General features: G+C 35.8%; 16 protein-coding genes. 5 read left to right on the top strand and 11 right to left on the bottom strand.

Features of this window, described 5'->3' with window-relative positions; all coding sequences use genetic code 11:
* The first annotated feature begins 49 nt into the window (after positions 1-49).
* Both ACFSFY_RS08995 and ACFSFY_RS08990 read left to right on the top strand, forming a co-directional pair.
* A complete protein-coding gene (locus tag ACFSFY_RS08995; protein ID WP_381537318.1) occupies positions 50-1,201 on the top strand; it encodes an IscS subfamily cysteine desulfurase in 1,152 nt (383 codons plus the stop codon).
* Positions 1,202-1,238: 37 nt separating this feature from the next.
* A complete protein-coding gene (locus tag ACFSFY_RS08990; protein WP_381537316.1) occupies positions 1,239-1,775 on the top strand; it encodes a transcription repressor NadR in 537 nt (178 codons plus the stop codon).
* A 362-nt stretch (positions 1,776-2,137) separates the two neighbouring features.
* On the opposite strand, the gene ACFSFY_RS08985 is transcribed toward ACFSFY_RS08990, so the two are convergent.
* From ACFSFY_RS08985 to ACFSFY_RS08965, 5 genes are all read right to left on the bottom strand, one after another.
* Complete coding sequence (locus tag ACFSFY_RS08985) at positions 2,138-2,926, bottom strand: SDR family oxidoreductase (protein ID WP_381537314.1); 789 nt, start codon at positions 2,924-2,926, stop codon at positions 2,138-2,140.
* Between the two features lie 40 nt (positions 2,927-2,966).
* Positions 2,967-3,659, bottom strand: a complete 693-nt coding sequence (locus ACFSFY_RS08980) for an LrgB family protein (RefSeq protein ID WP_381537312.1) — start codon at positions 3,657-3,659, stop codon at positions 2,967-2,969.
* Complete coding sequence (locus tag ACFSFY_RS08975; protein WP_381537311.1) at positions 3,647-4,048, bottom strand: CidA/LrgA family protein; 402 nt, start codon at positions 4,046-4,048, stop codon at positions 3,647-3,649. Before ACFSFY_RS08975 ends, ACFSFY_RS08980 begins: the two co-directional genes overlap by 13 nt.
* A gap of 312 nt (positions 4,049-4,360) precedes the next feature.
* Positions 4,361-5,341 (bottom strand): M23 family metallopeptidase, encoded by a 981-nt coding sequence (locus tag ACFSFY_RS08970; RefSeq protein WP_381537545.1) that lies wholly within the window; start codon positions 5,339-5,341, stop codon positions 4,361-4,363.
* Positions 5,342-5,495: 154 nt separating this feature from the next.
* Positions 5,496-6,125 (bottom strand): HD domain-containing protein, encoded by a 630-nt coding sequence (locus tag ACFSFY_RS08965; RefSeq protein WP_381537309.1) that lies wholly within the window; start codon positions 6,123-6,125, stop codon positions 5,496-5,498.
* A gap of 142 nt (positions 6,126-6,267) precedes the next feature.
* Between ACFSFY_RS08965 and ACFSFY_RS08960 the strand changes: the two genes are divergently transcribed.
* Positions 6,268-6,477, top strand: a complete 210-nt coding sequence (locus ACFSFY_RS08960) for a cold-shock protein (RefSeq protein ID WP_381537307.1) — start codon at positions 6,268-6,270, stop codon at positions 6,475-6,477.
* Between the two features lie 35 nt (positions 6,478-6,512).
* Here ACFSFY_RS08960 and ACFSFY_RS08955 read toward each other — a convergent pair whose 3' ends face one another.
* Positions 6,513-6,701 carry a zinc-finger domain-containing protein gene (locus ACFSFY_RS08955; protein ID WP_381537306.1) on the bottom strand — a complete coding sequence of 63 codons (189 nt, stop codon included), beginning with the start codon at positions 6,699-6,701 and terminating at the stop codon, positions 6,513-6,515.
* A 107-nt stretch (positions 6,702-6,808) separates the two neighbouring features.
* On the opposite strand from ACFSFY_RS08955, the gene ACFSFY_RS08950 reads away from it, so the two are divergent.
* On the top strand, positions 6,809-7,192 hold the full coding sequence (locus tag ACFSFY_RS08950) for a ribonuclease HI family protein (protein ID WP_381537304.1): 384 nt from the start codon (positions 6,809-6,811) through the stop codon (positions 7,190-7,192).
* 30 nt (positions 7,193-7,222) lie between these two features.
* Here ACFSFY_RS08950 and ACFSFY_RS08945 read toward each other — a convergent pair whose 3' ends face one another.
* Genes ACFSFY_RS08945 through ACFSFY_RS08935 form a run of 3 tightly spaced genes read right to left on the bottom strand, consistent with a single transcriptional unit; the run spans position 7,223 to position 12,268 of the window.
* Entirely contained in the window at positions 7,223-7,822 is a 600-nt protein-coding gene (locus ACFSFY_RS08945; protein ID WP_381537302.1) for a metallophosphoesterase family protein, read from the bottom strand.
* Positions 7,823-7,840: 18 nt separating this feature from the next.
* Positions 7,841-8,662, bottom strand: a complete 822-nt coding sequence (locus ACFSFY_RS08940; RefSeq protein WP_381537300.1) for a sulfurtransferase — start codon at positions 8,660-8,662, stop codon at positions 7,841-7,843.
* Positions 8,663-12,268 (bottom strand): dynamin family protein, encoded by a 3,606-nt coding sequence (locus ACFSFY_RS08935; protein ID WP_381537298.1) that lies wholly within the window; start codon positions 12,266-12,268, stop codon positions 8,663-8,665. It lies immediately after the preceding gene.
* Positions 12,269-12,422: 154 nt separating this feature from the next.
* Here ACFSFY_RS08935 and ACFSFY_RS08930 point away from each other — a divergent pair, with 154 nt between their 5' ends.
* Complete coding sequence (locus ACFSFY_RS08930) at positions 12,423-12,878, top strand: chemotaxis protein CheX (protein WP_381537296.1); 456 nt, start codon at positions 12,423-12,425, stop codon at positions 12,876-12,878.
* 44 nt (positions 12,879-12,922) lie between these two features.
* On the opposite strand, the gene ACFSFY_RS08925 is transcribed toward ACFSFY_RS08930, so the two are convergent.
* Together ACFSFY_RS08925 and ACFSFY_RS08920 are read right to left on the bottom strand one after the other, a co-directional pair.
* Positions 12,923-14,416 carry a carboxypeptidase M32 gene (locus tag ACFSFY_RS08925; protein WP_381537294.1) on the bottom strand — a complete coding sequence of 498 codons (1,494 nt, stop codon included), beginning with the start codon at positions 14,414-14,416 and terminating at the stop codon, positions 12,923-12,925.
* Between the two features lie 157 nt (positions 14,417-14,573).
* Entirely contained in the window at positions 14,574-16,484 is a 1,911-nt protein-coding gene (locus ACFSFY_RS08920; RefSeq protein ID WP_381537292.1) for an ATP-dependent DNA helicase, read from the bottom strand.
* Positions 16,485-16,499: the final 15 nt, after the last annotated feature.

Here is a 16,499-nt window from a genome sequence, read left to right as displayed (position 1 = left end):
ATATGACAAGATGAATCTATAAATAAGTTAATATTCGGAGGTTCATTCAATGAATTATTTTGATTACGCAGCATCTACACCCCTTAGTTTAGAGGCAGCTGATGTATATACTAAACTTTCAATTTCTTGTTACGGAAACACAAGCAGTTTACACGAAGTCGGTGCAGAAGCTCAAAACATTTTGGCTTATAGTCGTATGAAATTTGCAGAACTGCTTGGTGTACAGTCTGCCGGAATTTACTTCACATCTGGGGGTACTGAAAGCAATCTACTTTCAATTATTTCACTTGCAAAGGCAAATCGCTCAAAAGGTAACCATATAATCACAACTTTAGGCGAACACCCATCAATCGACTCTGCGCTAGAATATTTACAAGACGATGGTTTTAAAATCACAAAAATCCCTTTTAATAAAGATGGCCTTGTTGATTTAACTGTGTTAGAAAAAGAGATTACAAAAAACACAATACTGGTAAGTGTGCAACATGTGAATCCTGAAATAGGAACCATTCAACCAATAGAAGAAATTTCTGTATTGGTGAAAAAACATGGGATTCTTCTACATAGTGATTGCATACAATCATTTGGAAAAATCGATTTAAAATCTGTCGCTCAAAATGTAGATAGTTTGACTGTTTCTGCTCATAAAGTATACGGTCCAAAAGGTGTTGGTTTTGCATATATACATCCTAAACATCGTCTAACTCCGGTTTTCCCAGGACTTGTACATGAATCAACATTTCGAGGAGGAACTGTCAACGTCCCAGGAATAGCTTCTTTTACAACTGCAGCTATAAATTGCGAGTATGAGTACGAACGTTTCACTAAACTGCGAAACATCTTTTTATCTAAACTAGCAAATTATCCAAAACTATTTACCATTTACAATTGTCAGGAAGATAACCAACAGCTTCCCCAAATTATAGGTCTTCGCGTTCATAATATGGAAGGTCAGTTGATGATGCTTGAATTAAATCGAAATGGATTTGCTATTTCAACTGGTAGTGCTTGCAAGGTAGGACAACAAGCATCTTCCAAAGTAATGATGGCTTTACAAATCGAACCACAGAGAGCAAGGGAATTCATTCGAATATCTTTTGGTAAAAGTACAACATTAGAAAGTGTTCAAAAACTAGCCCATTGCATAATTCAAATACAATTAAATATCAAACAATCTGAGGCACTCGCTGAATTCGTATGATAAACTGAAAGATAGATGTAATGTGGGGTGAAAGTAAATGAGTGGAAATAAAAAAATACTTGGGGACGATCGACATCTTTTTATCGTCTCAACTTTGAAGAATTCAAACATACCTATTTCAGGCCGAGAACTGGGTCTTTTAACTAATGTTAGCCGACAAATTATTGTTGGAGATATCAATTTATTAAAAGCTAAGGGCGAACCAATTATGGCAACCAGTCGTGGGTATTTGTATATGCATCCTATGATCGAACCAAAACGAATTGAAAAAATTATCGTATGCAACCATTCCCCCGAACAAACGGAGGAAGAGTTAATGATGCTTGTAGATTATGGAATTACAGTGAAAGATGTAAAAGTGGAACACCCGGTATATGGAGATTTAACTGCCTCTGTCATGGTTTCAAACCGTAGCGAAGTAGTGGATTTCATAAAAAATATCCATCAAACAAATGCAACGTTCTTATTGGAGCTAACCGATGGGATTCATTCGCATACCATCATTGCAGATAGTGAGCAGCAAATTGAATCCGCGGAAAATGCATTAAGAGATGCAAAGATTCTTGTCGAGTAATCTGTGCTTGCAGAATGATTTCAACACACTTTCATTAATTAAGTTGCTACGATTTGAGTATCCATAATTTTAGATGCAAAACATCAAGTTAAAAGGCACGTAAAAACACGCTCTGTAAATCGAGCGTGTTTTGGACGTTCAGTTTAATGGGCTTAATAAGCCCTTCTATTTATCTATACTTTTAACGGGGCTAATTCCATCCCAATATCATTCACAAATATTATAAAGCTGTTTATCCTTTTAATACCCATAAAAGGGAGACATATAGCCTGAAGGAATTTGAAGTTGGATAAACAAATAGTATTCTAACAATAAGTGAAGAAATCTCGAAAAACTCAGCTATAGTTTTTCAAATCCTTAGATTAAATCGATTTCACACTGCCACCATCTATTAAAATTGAACTCCCGGTCATATATGACGCTGCATCTGACGCTAAAAAAGCAACAACCTTACCGAACTCACTCACATCTCCATACCTACCAAGCGGAATCCCTTTTTTAGTATTCTTTTCAATCTCTTCAACTGAAAGACCTGTTTTTTCAGAACGAATCTGATTCAGACTTATTAACCGGTCCGTGGCAATACTACCTGGAGAAACCGTATTTACAAGAATATTATAAGGCGCTAATTCTTCCGAAAGAGTCTTAGAAAGCCCTACTACACCTGGCCTAAAAGTATTGGATAGGATTAGTCCAGATATTGGTTGCTTCACAGAAGAGGATGCGAGATTGATGATACGGCCGTGTTGCTGGTCCTTCATCTCCGGTAATACTTCTCGAATGAATCGGATATAACTTAATAGATTCAATTCAAATGCAGCATACCAATCATCATCGGTCATCTTCGAAAAATCACCTGCTGTTGGTCCACCAGCATTGTTAATTAAAATATCAACCTTACCAAACTTTTCTTTAGCAAAAGAAATCGCATTTCGAATGTCTTCATGCTTTGTCACATCACAAACAACATATTCAACTTTCCCTTTTGCAACTTCTTCAATTTCTCTTTTTGTTTCAATTAAATCTTGTTCAGATCTACTTGAAATAATGACATGAGCCCCTTCTTTGGCTAATTCAAGTGCACACCCTTTACCAAGTCCCTTGCTTGAAGCAGAAACGAAAGCTACTTTATCTTTTAAACCTAAATCCATTTTTCATCCTCCTATTAATTACGATTCAATTATTTCCATTTTACATCAAAAAAATCCATGCCATTAACGGTCCCATTACCGAACCTACTACCGCACAAAGAATCATTGCTACCGAGCTCATAGACCCAGCTTCTTCTCCATATTCAATTGCCTTAGAAGTGCCAATCACATGAGATGCAGCTCCATATCCAATACCTTGTCCAATGGCAGTGTCCACCTTTATAATTTTAAATAGTGTCGGGCCTACAATTGCTCCTGTAAAACCAGCAATCATAACAAAAACTGCAGTTAAAGAGGTAACTCCACCTATAGTTGAAACAATTTGAATTGCAACTGGCGTAGTAATCGACTTTGGTAAAAGTGTGAGTATGATTTCTGTACTAAATCCAAAGGCTTTTGAAAAAACTATGCCGCTGCTCATACCAATAACGACTCCAACAGTTACCCCAGCAATAATCGGTACGAGGTTCTGCTTAAGTACTTCACGTTGTTTATACAGTGGTATCGCCAATGCTACAATTGCAGGACCCAGTATACTATCAATATACTTGCCACCTAACATGTACGTTTCATAAGGAATATTAAATATAAGTAAAATCAGTATGATTACAATAGTTGAAGTAAGTATTGGTAATAGATAATCGCGTTTGAATTTAAAATAAACTACGTTCATTACATAATAAATGACAACCGTCAAAAGTATAAAAGACAACGAGATCATTATAATTTGCAAGACAATCGCTCCTTTTTCTTAGCGGATTGTTTTGCAAGAAACTGGCTTATCCAACCTGATGTTAAAAGGGTTAGAATCGTACTAGCAATCGTAATAAAAATCAAAAACAAACCTTTTCCTATGAAAATATGTCCATAATTCATTGCGCCAACAATCGGGGGTATAAAATATAAGGGTAAATACGACAATATCAAAAATGAACCCGATTCAACCCACTTTAAAGGAATTACTTTAAGTGTCAGGGCAGCCCAAAGTAATACAAGACCAATAATGCTGCCTGGAAATGGTAATTGAAAAAATTCATGTAACCAATTTCCAAACATAAAAAAAACACACAAAATAAGAATTTGCAAAAAATGTTTTAAAAACTTCATAATCCATCGATCCATCCCTAATAAACTCTTAAGAACTTCACATCTACCCCCTTAAAAAATTACCGAACCTGTGAATATAGAGTATCAACTACTGAATGTTGGTCAAAACACGTTCTAAAATCTATTATACAGAAGATTTGAAAGTGCACCAATACATATTTACTTTATCACCATATATTGTTAAATCTATTTAAAACAGTACATCATAAATTAACTGATTTTCCGCCAAACTTCAAATATCACATTAACTTAAGTTCACCACCATATTCACCCATATAAAAGCACCCCATAAATTAGGATTTCATTCTAATTTATGGGGTGCTGTATCTATTTGGATGTTTTTTTATCTTTTTGTTCCCAAATTTTCAAATATGGAAAGGGATCAAATGCCCATTCCGTTTTACCATTATATTTATACATCCCAAAGTGAAGATGCGGTGGAAAAAGGCCCGAAGTTCCTTGTTTGCCGTAACCTGAACTTCCAACCCAGCCAAGTACTGTCCCAGGTTCAACAACATCGCCTTCTTTGACTTCTTTATTAAACCCCGATAAATGTGCATAATAAATATACGTATTATGTACATCCCGAATTCCTACACGCCAACCACCATAATCATTCCATCCCATAATTTCTACGACCCCGTAAGTCACAGCTCTGACTGGAACACCATAAGACGCAAATAAATCGGTCCCTTCATGAATCCTTCGTCCACCCCAGCCCCTTTTACCTCCAAAAGTTCCTTGATAACTATAATTATTTTGAACTGGAAGGGGAAAAACACGTTTGTCCAAATGAAGCGTTTGCATTTCCTTATAAATTTTAGCGATTGTTACTATTTGGTTAACACTTTCTTCACGTTCATAATATTTTTTTAATATGGATTTAAAATTTTCTTCACTATACCCTTTTTCTTCTAGAAAGGTTGTCATTGTATACATTACATCATCATTATTTTCAATATCAACAACACCATCGTTGTTTCCATCTTTTCCAATTCCATTAAAAAAAGCAATAGAGAGTTCAGACATATCATCTCTGAAAGGATTTAAGTGACCCACCCAAAAATCTGTTGAAAACTGAAGAGCAACCGGTCCGTCCTTTCTAGGAAGATCACTGCGAACTTGTTGTATATTTCTTTCAAACTGATCTACTGCAGCCAGATAATACCAAGGTACCGACAAATTAGAGTATTTAACATAGTAATTCATTCGTTCTTCCAATATTTCTTCACGGCTTTGTAATTCTTCAGCATCAGCAAAATCAGTTGATAAAAACAAGAACAATATCACTAAAAAGGTTCTACTCAAATAATTCACTTGAAAACACCTCCTTTATTGATTTTCCTTCTCTCCTTTTATTGATGGCTGTGTATATTAAACCGTATTAATTAATATGTGCGTAACACATTTATTTATCCAATTAACATTTTAATACTTTTTTTAGATTCAAAAAGTAAATAGCTCATCGTTTAACTTCATTCTCTAACTGTTCCAAAAATAGAACCATGAAAGCATGACGCTCCTCAGCAAGTTTCTTACCTTCTTTAGTAATCATCAAATCCCTCAATAATAGTAATTTCTCATGAAAATGTGTAACAGATGCAGTTCCTCTTTGGCGGTATTCCTTTTCAGACATTTTCAATCGGACCTCTTCATCAACGTCGTATAACTTTCGTCCTTTAGCTCCTCCAAAGGCAAATGTCCTTGCAATTCCAATAGCACCAATAGCATCAAGCCGATCCGCGTCACGAATGATTGCACCTTCAATCGATGTAATTTCTTTTTCATTGCCTCCACTAAAAGAAACACTTAGAATACAATGTAGTATCTCTTCAATTAATTCACTTTTTACACCTAACGAAGTCAAAATATCAAAACTTGTTGGATTTTTCTCAGAAAAATACTTAGCATCTTCTATGTCGTGCAAAAGGACAGCTAATCGAATAACATTCTGATTGGCTGATGGTTCAGTAGACATAATCTTCTCCGCATTTTTTAACACTCGCTCGATATGAGCGTAATCATGGCTTGCATCAAATTTCTCATATATACTTAGTACGGACTGTTTACAGTTTTCAATAATTATCTCCATATAATCACCCATTTTCATACATTTTCGTAATTAGATATCTGAAAATTTAGGAAAGTTGTTGACGTTACTTGTCGAATCATGTATAGTTTAATCATCCACGTATTAGCGTGGATAGACGTTGAAGCTCGAGGAGGAACTGACTATGTACCAAGGAAAAGTGAAATGGTTCAGTAGCGAAAAAGGTTACGGATTTATCGAAGCCGATGATGGTTCAGATGTATTTGTCCACTTTACCGGGGTTGTAGGGGAAGGTTTTAAAACGCTTGATGAAGGCGAATCCGTTTCCTTTGAAATTGTTGAGGGAAATCGAGGTCCTCAGGCAGCCAATGTCTTAAAAATAAATGCAAACTAAAAAAGATCCCGCCGGAAAGTAATTTCTGCGGGATATTATTTTATCAATTTATTCATTTCTTCCCCTAGAAATTTCAGATGCTCCCCTACGGTACAATGTGTAATGCAAAAATTATGAGCTGCTGTTTTTCCACGGTCTTTTGAAAGGTGTTTTTTCAAGAAACAACCGTCGCAATATGTATCTAAAATTTCATCAATTTCATTCATTACAAGTGCTTTATCCATAAGGACCTCCATTTCTATAAGCTCAGTTATAAAAGGCTATTCATTATTGTACCCTGATTTTTCATTTATAAAAACTCCAAACAATGGAATAAGAGGTGAATCCTTAGTTGATTGAACTTTATGTTGATGGTGCTAGTGCAGGAAATCCAGGAAAAAGTGGGATTGGTATTTTTGTCAAAGGCGAAGGTCATCTTATTAAGATATCCGAATCAATTGACCCTACAAATAATCATACCGCTGAATTTTTAGCCCTACTTCGCGGATTGGAAGAAGTGAAGAAGCTTACAACTGGGATTGTATCCGCCCGCTCCGACTCTCAACTAGTTGTTATGGCTGTTGAAAAAAGGTTTGTAAAAAATGAACTATTCAAAGAAATTCTTGCAAAAATCATTGAAATCATAGACTTATTTGATTTCTTTTTCATCAAATGGATTCCGGATTCCGAAAACCGAGCAGCTGATGCTTTAGCTAAAGAAGCTATTCGAAAATAGACTGAAAAAGAGGATAATAAAATTCCTTAGTCAGTCTATTTTTGTTTTCATAAACGTCACTTCTTCTTTTAACTTGTTGTACAAAACCCATTCTCTGTCCGAAACGACCGCCCCAACATTAACTAGCGTGCGTTCATTCCCTATAGAATAGGGTACTCCAAACTCAATTGTTTGACGAACACCAGAAATCCAAAGTTCCGACTGGTGACTATGACCGTAAAAGATTAGAGGGCCCTCTATTTCAGCTTCGATAAGAGACCATGGAACACCACCCCACTTAAATTGGTGTCCATGAATGATTCTTACATGGTCGATTTCAATGATTTCTGGTAAAGAACCAAGTTTATAACGCAAGGAATCATTGGTTTCCGTAATGAGTAAAATCCTCTCTTCTTGATTCCCTATTACTGTATCGAACGTTAACAGATCCACAAATCCATCAGGTATAATCATTACATCTTCCAATTGTCTAAACTTTTCATTCGTTATCTTTTTCTTACTAATCGTGCATTCAAATAAATCACCCGTGCCAATTTGAATAGCCTCGGGTGCTTTATTCGAAATATCCTCTAACACAACTTTCAGGTCATCCATGGATGAATGAATATCTCCTAGAAACGCATAATACATCATTATTTCCTCCCGAACTCAGCCCTTCTCGACTTTAGCTCCTTCACCTGCTATCCAATCACTATAACTTCCCACATACAGCCGTACATTATTGTAACCGTTATGAGAGAGCATTGCATACAAAGGTGCTGCTGTTACCCCACTACCACAATAAACCGTTACCTCTTCGGCTGGATCAACTACATTCAACATTGCTTCTTTAATTGTTGAATCCATACTGAATTTCCCGTCTTCCTTCAATCTCTCCCAATTAAGGTTCAATGCACCGGGAATTCTACCTGCGATTGGGTCAAGTGGTTCTGTTTCACCGCGGTAACGCTCCTCCGAACGCGCATCAAGAAGGACACTCGTTGTATTTCCAGACACTGTTTCTTCAACAAAACTTCTTGGGGCATATATCTCTTCATTCCAAACTGGTAAAACATCAGATTCTACAGGGGTAGGCACTGCATTATCCACAGATAAGCCAATTTCTTTCATTTCACTAAATCCTTCGAGAGAAATAAATGCATTTTTAAAACCTGCATACTTTAGAAGCCACCATGCTCGAGCAGCAAAAGGGCTTCCGCCATCATCATAAACAATGATTTGGTCATTTAAAGAAAGACCACTTCTACGAAATAGGTTTGTCAGTGCATCTTTTTCTACCATTGGGTGTCGACCCTCTTTTTTCGTCATATCCGCTAAATCATCGTCCAAATTCCAATATACTGCATCTGATAAATGAAGTTCTTTATATTTTTCTAAACCATCATTTGCATTTTGCAATGAAAACCGAGTGTCTATCCACTTATAATCATTTTGCTCAATACTTTTGACTGAAATAAAAACCTTTCCCATTTAAACCAACCCCTCTTTTTGTAATTTTTCGTATACTTTTTCCCATTCGTGAATCGTCTCGGTTTGATTCAATAATGTTCTCTCTGATGCGATTTGGTTAAGACATTCTTTCAACAGATGTTGTCTTAATCCCTCAGCTTCACTTTCAATCCACTGATTTGTCCACTTCTCTAGAACTTCTTTCTCTTCTCCAAGATAAAGCGCGGTATCCTTTTTCAAAAGTACCTCCAGTTTATCTCTTAAGATGTCTCGATCTCCTTTTTCAAAAAAGGATTTTTGATTTTTAAAAACTCTATTCACACTACTATAAATACTAGAGTCTGTAAAAGGAGCATCAAATGTAAGTAATTCAGTCTCCATCGCATCATATGGTGATAATGAAAATGTTGAGTCCATCTCCTTTAGCTCGTTCAATTCCAATCGTTCTCGTTCTTTTAATTGTTTGGTCATGAAATTCAAAATTCTTAAATTTGTAACTTTAAGTTCTTGAGTCAAATCAAAACCAACCATTTGCAACGTTTCTTCAAGAGAATTTTTTAGTGCTTGATTAGCCGAGTTTTTCGAAAAAACGGATGGATTATAAGACTCCTTGAAAAAGTCACCGAATCGCAAAAATACTCGTTGTAATATATAGTATACAAGTTCGCTCAATTCATTTATTGTACTCCGAGTAAGAACTTCCGAAAAACTATCCGCATATCGATGTCGAACATCGCCTTCGAGATGGTTAAGCTCGCCTAGTCGTTCCGATTTTCGTAATAAGTTCGAATTTGTACGAGATATAAGTGATGCTAGACGTTCTGTTGTTTTCTCTGTTTCTTCTACAAGTGCTTGAATTGCCAAACCTTTTAAATCATGTTCTAGAAAGTAATGGAATTCACTTTCAAATGGCATCATAAACGGGTCAACACTGTTTTCTTTTTTCGCCGCTAGAGCTTCTATACTAGATATTCCGTGAACTCGTGGGTTGCGTATCCCAAACTTTTGAAGCTCACCAGCAACAAATGATTTAACTGTGTTTGCCTCTTCTATGTCGGTTGCTAAATCAATGGCATTGACTATGAAAAACATTTTATCAAGCTCAAAAGCATCTTTCACTCGGCCAAGTTGAACTAGAAATTCTCTGTCGGCTCTTGCGAATGCATGATTATAATATGTGACAAAAAGAATGGCATCCGCATTTCTAATGTAATCGAATGCAACATCTGTATGTCTGGCATTAATGGAGTCTGCACCTGGAGTATCGACAAGTGTAATTCCTTTTCGCGTCAACTCACAATCATAATAAAAATCAATTGATTCAACAAAACAGCTTCGATCTTCTTCTGCAACAAATTTTACAAATTCTTCTCGTTCAACTGTTAAGACAGTACCCAACATCTCTTTATAGACCGGGTAACCAATTTTAAATGCAGCAATAAAAGCTTTATGAATATGATGAGATTCATTCGATAGTTCTACACTAATTGCCTCATCTGCTTTTGAGAACGCACGGTCTAAAGTGTTCACTTCTATGCCAAGCTTTTCAAACGAACGAAGTACATCTTCAGTCATTCGGTCTACTGTTTTCAAGAAGATGTCTGCTGTACAATTATCTTTTCCTTCTATAACCGGACGAATCCGATTAATCGTTGCAGTTGTAGGATTTGGTGAAACAGGAAGTATTTGTTCACCTATCAAAGCATTTGAAAACGATGATTTTCCAGCACTAAATGCACCAAATAACGCTACAGTGAACTCTTGTCCTTCAAGTCGATCCGCTTTTTTCATTAAATAGTCTACTGTACTGTTAAATCCCGGAACGTCTTTAATAATCTGTGCAACACGCTTAGCATCTTCAACTACTTTTTCATAATTTGTTTCTGAAGCATTCTCAATTTCAATTTGAATATCCTCTTCAATGATTTCGATATCCGATGATTTAACCTCTGTTTCATATTCGGAGATTATAAGTGTTTCTTTTTGTTGCCAGCTCTTTATTAAAGCTTCAGTTTCTTCACTCAGTGCTAAAGTCATATTTTCACTATTTGCTTTAAAGGTGATTAGTTGCGTATTTAAAATATCTACTTGAGTAATAGCATGTAGTTTTTTTTCAAGCATAAACACTTTCTGCTCGATACTACCCGCATTTTCATTACCCGCTGTTGCTGCGAGTTGAGACATCTCATGTTTCCAGTCTTCTGTTAGTAACCGGAAATAAGTTTGTACTGCTGATTTTATTCGGTCTGCATAATTCAGAACAGCATCACCCGTAAGGACATCTACCGAACTGAATTCCTTCTCTAAAACGTCTAACGGAATTGTCATTTCTATATTGTCAATAGATAGAGAGAGCTCATCTGTAAGTATCCCAACGTTTTTTAAAGATTTTTTCATTAAAGTCTTTAAATGTACTTCAATTTGAGCATGAATTAGCTTGCTAATATTATCAAAAAAGAGTAACTTTCTTTTCTCTTTTTCTTCTAGTGTTTTTTTTGCACCAAAAAGAAAACCTACTTTAAAACTACTCGATAAGGACTCCAAATACTCTTTCAGTAAATCTCTTGTTTCATATGGTGTTATTGCTGCATTTGATAATAAACTGCTTCGATCCTTTTCAAAAGTACTGCTAAAAGTATCCCCACTAAGAAGCTCAGCCATCTGTTTAGCTTCTTTTGTTTCTAGTGTTAATTCTTCTAATTCATTCCATTCATCTTCTGAGACAATTTCCGAATATGTATTTTTCCGATCACTAATTTCGTCATTCAAAAACTGGATATGCTCATCCTTCAATTTTTCAAGTGTACGATATGCATTTTCAATAAATTGGTCTTGCCAATTCTCCATTGATTCATCCACAATGGATTTAATTTTATAAAAATCATTGTTCGGTAGTTCTAGATCCTTTAATGATGTATAAAAGATTCCTTTTGGTTCAACACCCCACATTTTAAATGAGTCTTCCACGGATTGTGTGAATTTGGAAAATGGTAACTCGCTTTCACGATGTTTATCAATTTGGTTAATTATCAAGTACACATTGCTATTGTATCGAAGCAATTCCTTGGTAAAACGGAAATTTAATTCAGATTGGACATGATTGTAATCCATCGTATAAAACACTAAATCCGCCAAGTGAAGTGCGGATTCTGTTGAAAGTCGGTGTGCGTCGTCTGTTGAATCAACTCCAGGTGTATCCATAACCGTAATACCTTCCGGCAATGTGGACTCTTTATGACCGATTTCTACGAGCGATACAGCCGAACCGTCTATACTAAAAGATTTTACAGCTTCCGAAAGACCTTTTCCACCGTACTTAACTGCTGAACCATCTACTGAATGAATGATACAATAATCGGATTCAGTTTTTTTCACCTTAACAATATTTGCACTAGTTGGAATTGGGCTAGACGGTAATAAATCTCCACCCGTCAAAGCATTAATCATAGAAGACTTACCCGCAGAAAAATGTCCAGCATATCCAATCATATATTCTTCATCTATTATCTTTTTTGCAAAAAGTTCGGCTTTCTTTTCTTGTTCATCATCGTTATTACCTTTGAACAATTGAAGATATCGTGCAACTTCCTTTAATAACTGGGCTTGTTCAATTTCAAAGTTAAGCATGTATTGTTCGTTCCTCTCATTTTTCAACTTTCTATATCATACCACTTTTCTAGGTATCATCTAACCGAATTTATATATTGTCGAATCTTCTTTCTTTATGACTTTATTATCGGTATAATAGACCTACTCGCATATATGTATCGGAGGAATTGTAATGTCGACGTCTAAAAATGTACAAATGATATTAAATGCAGCAATAACATCTCTTACAAGCGTTATTCCAGTTAAACTAGATATCCTCCCACCTTCTCTTATCGTTCAACCTTATGAACAAAAAGAAATTAGTGTATTAATAGGATTCACTGGTGGCATTAAAGGGAGAATTATTATCGATACTACAGTTGATGTTATTGATACAATTGGTCAATCGATGTTCGGAATGTCGATTGAAGGAGAAATGGTTGAATCTTTTACCGGCGAACTTGGCAATATGGTTGCGGGTAACTTATGTACAATTCTTGAAAAAGATGGGTTGGTTCTTGATATATCTCCACCAACTGTCATGACGGGAGCTACAAAGTTTTATGGTTTTAAAAAAGCATTTAAACTTCCCGTCAAACTGAGTGATGGTAGATTCTTAAACATAATTTTAACAATTGACGATGAATAAAAAAGGTACTAATAAGACAGTCCGAACTTTGGACTGTCTTATTCTTATAAATTATAGAGTCGAGTGTACTTTTCACTTAAATAATCTGCCAAGTACTTTGCATTGAGTCCTTCTCCAGTAACATCTTTAATTATCTCTAGAGGTTTTTTCATTTTTCCATACTTGTGTATATTCTCCGTTAACCACTCAAGAATTGGTTGAAAATCTCCTCGTAAACAAAGTTCATCAAAGTTCGGCAATTCTTTCAACATTGCATTTTTAAACTGTGCCGCATACATATAACCAAGTGCATATGATGGGAAATAACCAAATGAACCACCCGCCCAGTGAACATCTTGTAATACCCCTTCTCCGTCATTCCCAGGTCTGATTCCCAGATATTCTTCATATTTATCATTCCAAATTCCAGGTAAATCTTTAACTTCGATCGTTCCGTTAAAAAGTTCTTTTTCAATTTCATATCGAATCATAATATGAAGTGAATAGGTTAACTCATCTGCTTCAATACGAATCAAAGATTTTTCTGAAGCATTAATTGCACGTAAAAATTCCTCTAACGTAACATCTTTAAATTGGTCTTCTGAATAACTTTTCAGTAGATCAAAGTTATACTTCCAAAAGTTTTCATTCTTACCAACAAACATTTCATAAAAAAGAGATTGTGACTCGTGGATTCCCATAGATGTCCCACTCGCAATTGGAAGCCCTTCAAGTTCTTCAGAAATATTTTGTTCGTACAGAGCGTGTCCACATTCGTGTATCGTACCAAAAACTGCAGACCGAAAATCATTTTCATCATACTTCGTTGTAATTCGAACATCGCCAATTGTAATACCCATTGCAAAGGGATGAACGGTTTCATCTAAGCGACCTGCATCAAAATCATATCCCAGTTGGTTTAAAAGATCATGACTAAAAGATTTTTGATTCTCTTTTGGAAATGTTTTAAATAGAAATGATGTTTCTGGTTTCGATTTCGCGTCTGTGATTTTCTTTACGAGCGGGACAATCGTTTCTTTTAACTGACCAAATACTTCATCAATAATATCTGTCGTCAAACCGGGTTCATACTGATCCAGCAGTGTATTATATGGATTACCATCTTTTACGCCCCAATAATCAATAAACTTTTTAGTTGTAGCAACAATTTTTTCAAGATACGGCAAGAACATCTCAAAATCAGATTGATCTTTCGCTTCTTCCCAAACTGATTCTGCCTGTGAAGTTAAAACAACATACTCTCGGTACTCATCTGCTGGAACTTTCTTACTTAAATCAAAGTTTTTTTGAACTTCTTCATACGTCTTTAATAATATCGGATTTAAAGTGCTTTTCTTTTTCTCAAGTTTCTTCAAATAGGATTCCATCTCTGATGAAACACCCATTTTATATTGCTCTGCTGATAATGTACCTACCGCTTCTGATCGAGAAGCTATCCCCTTTTTTGGAGCACCTGTACGCATATCCCAATACATAATTGATATTGCTTCATCATAGGCACTCATCTTTTTCAAATGTGCTAAGAAATCTTTTTCCATCACAAATCTACTCCCTTTTCACCGATTCCATCTCTTATATATTACCATAATTCACTCTACTTTTAACCAATGAGATAATTCACTACTAAATCACCAATGCATTCAATCCTATAAAAAAAGTCCTTCCAAGAATCGGAAGAACTCTTACTTATAATTATTAAACCGTAATTTTCATCTTTACAGGAAAAATCGATTCAATTTCTTTCGTCATTTTCTGTTCTTCATCATCCAACAAAAGATGAATCGTCCCAGAGTCTTCTGACGTTCGAATTAAGCGTCCCGCACCTTGTCGCAGCCTAAGGAGCATGAATGGTAAATCTACTTCTTTAAACGGATCTTCTGCATGCGTTCGTCTCGCTTCAAAAAGAGGGTCCTTTGGCGGGAAAGGTAGGTCATGAATAATCACACGAGTTAGTGCATCCTGTGGTATATCTAATCCTTCCCACAAGTGATATGAACATAAAACTTGAATGTTCTTTTGTTGGAAATCTTTGATCATAGAAGAAAGTTCACGTTCTCCTTCAAAAGAAATTCGGTCCTTCATATCATCAGGAACTTGTTCCTTAAACCGACGCATCATCAGCTCTGATTTAAAGAGAATAAGCGTTTGATCCCCATCTTTGATTAACTCAAGTGCTTGATTAGCCTTTTCTTCAGAAGCAAGATTATGTGCAAATACTTCCATTACCTCTTCATAATCAAACGGTGAATCCACGGAAAACGATAAAAAGTCCTGAATACCAAGTCCATTAGCTAAATAAGAAAAGTCTTTTTTAATCGACAACGTAGCAGATGAAAATACAATTGGTGTATTTGATGAAAACAACTTTTCTCTTAAAATGTCTGTTACAAGCCTAGGCATAATAACAAGTGTCGTTTCACCTTCAGGAGACTCTAACCAATCCACTGCATCAACCTTAGTCGTAAAGAGTTCCATTGAATAAATATATTGATCAAGGTATTCTTCTACCATTTTCAAATCATATTCAGGAATGACAAATAGTTCACCTTCAAAAACAAATTCTTCAAGAAGAGCTGTTGATATTTTAACTGCTTCATTACCAACTTCTAAAAGAGAAGGAGCTTTTTCAATTCCTTTTCGCTCATTATCCGTAGTATCAGCATACACATCAAGTAAAACGAAAAATTCTTCATGTGTATCAATAAGTCTCTCCATTAACTGCAAAGTCTCTTCGCGAACTCCATCAACCATAACTCGTTCTAATAAATTGAGTAACGTACTATTTTGTACTTCATATGTGAGTGCACGTTGAGCAGAATACTCCAGTAAATGACCTTCATCAAATACAATCATAGATGCCTCGGGTAATAATGGCAGCTGGCCTTGTCGAACGCGTGAATCTTTTGTCCAAATATGTTCCATGTAAAAATCATGAGAACAAATAACAAGTTCTAGGGAATCTCTATAATGGTTCCGATGAATTGTTTGACCACAACGATTACGCAAATCACATGCCGTACATTGTTGGATTGGATGATAATTCACCGTATTCCATTCTTCATCACTTAGTTCTGGGTAATCCGAACGATCTCCATAAGGGAAAATCGATTGTAAAGACCCTGAACCATAGACGAAATCCGGTAATCGGTCTTCCAATATTTCAATATACTCATCATCCACTCTGTTACCTACTTCATCAAGTCTCTTTAAGCACAGGTATTGGCTCCTTGCTTTTGCAAGACGAACATCTATATCAAGCCCTAAAGCTTCACTAATTTTCTTAATATCGCCATCTTCTTTTACAAGCTGATCAATTAACGTTTCATCTGCACAAGATATAAGTGCTGGTTTTCCTGTATAACGTGCATATGCTAGAGCTGGTAAAAGATATGCAATCGTTTTTCCAGTTCCTACACCGGCTTCTGCAAATAATACTTTTTTATCTTTTAATGCTTTTTCAATTTGAAAAGCCATGTAAATTTGTTCATCACGGGATTCAAATCCCTTTTCAGTTAAATCATCGTACAGCGTATCTCCAATCCAATCATTTAATGAGTCATAAAATGATTTTTCTTTGGATAACGGGAATGGCATCTTTCTTTTCATGTGGAACCCCTTCCT

This window comes from Sporosarcina siberiensis, from assembly GCF_042681925.1.
GTDB classification, from domain to species: domain Bacteria; phylum Bacillota; class Bacilli; order Bacillales_A; family Planococcaceae; genus Sporosarcina; species Sporosarcina siberiensis.
Note: the sequence above shows the minus strand (reverse complement) of the source record. Positions and strands in the feature narration are given on the sequence as shown.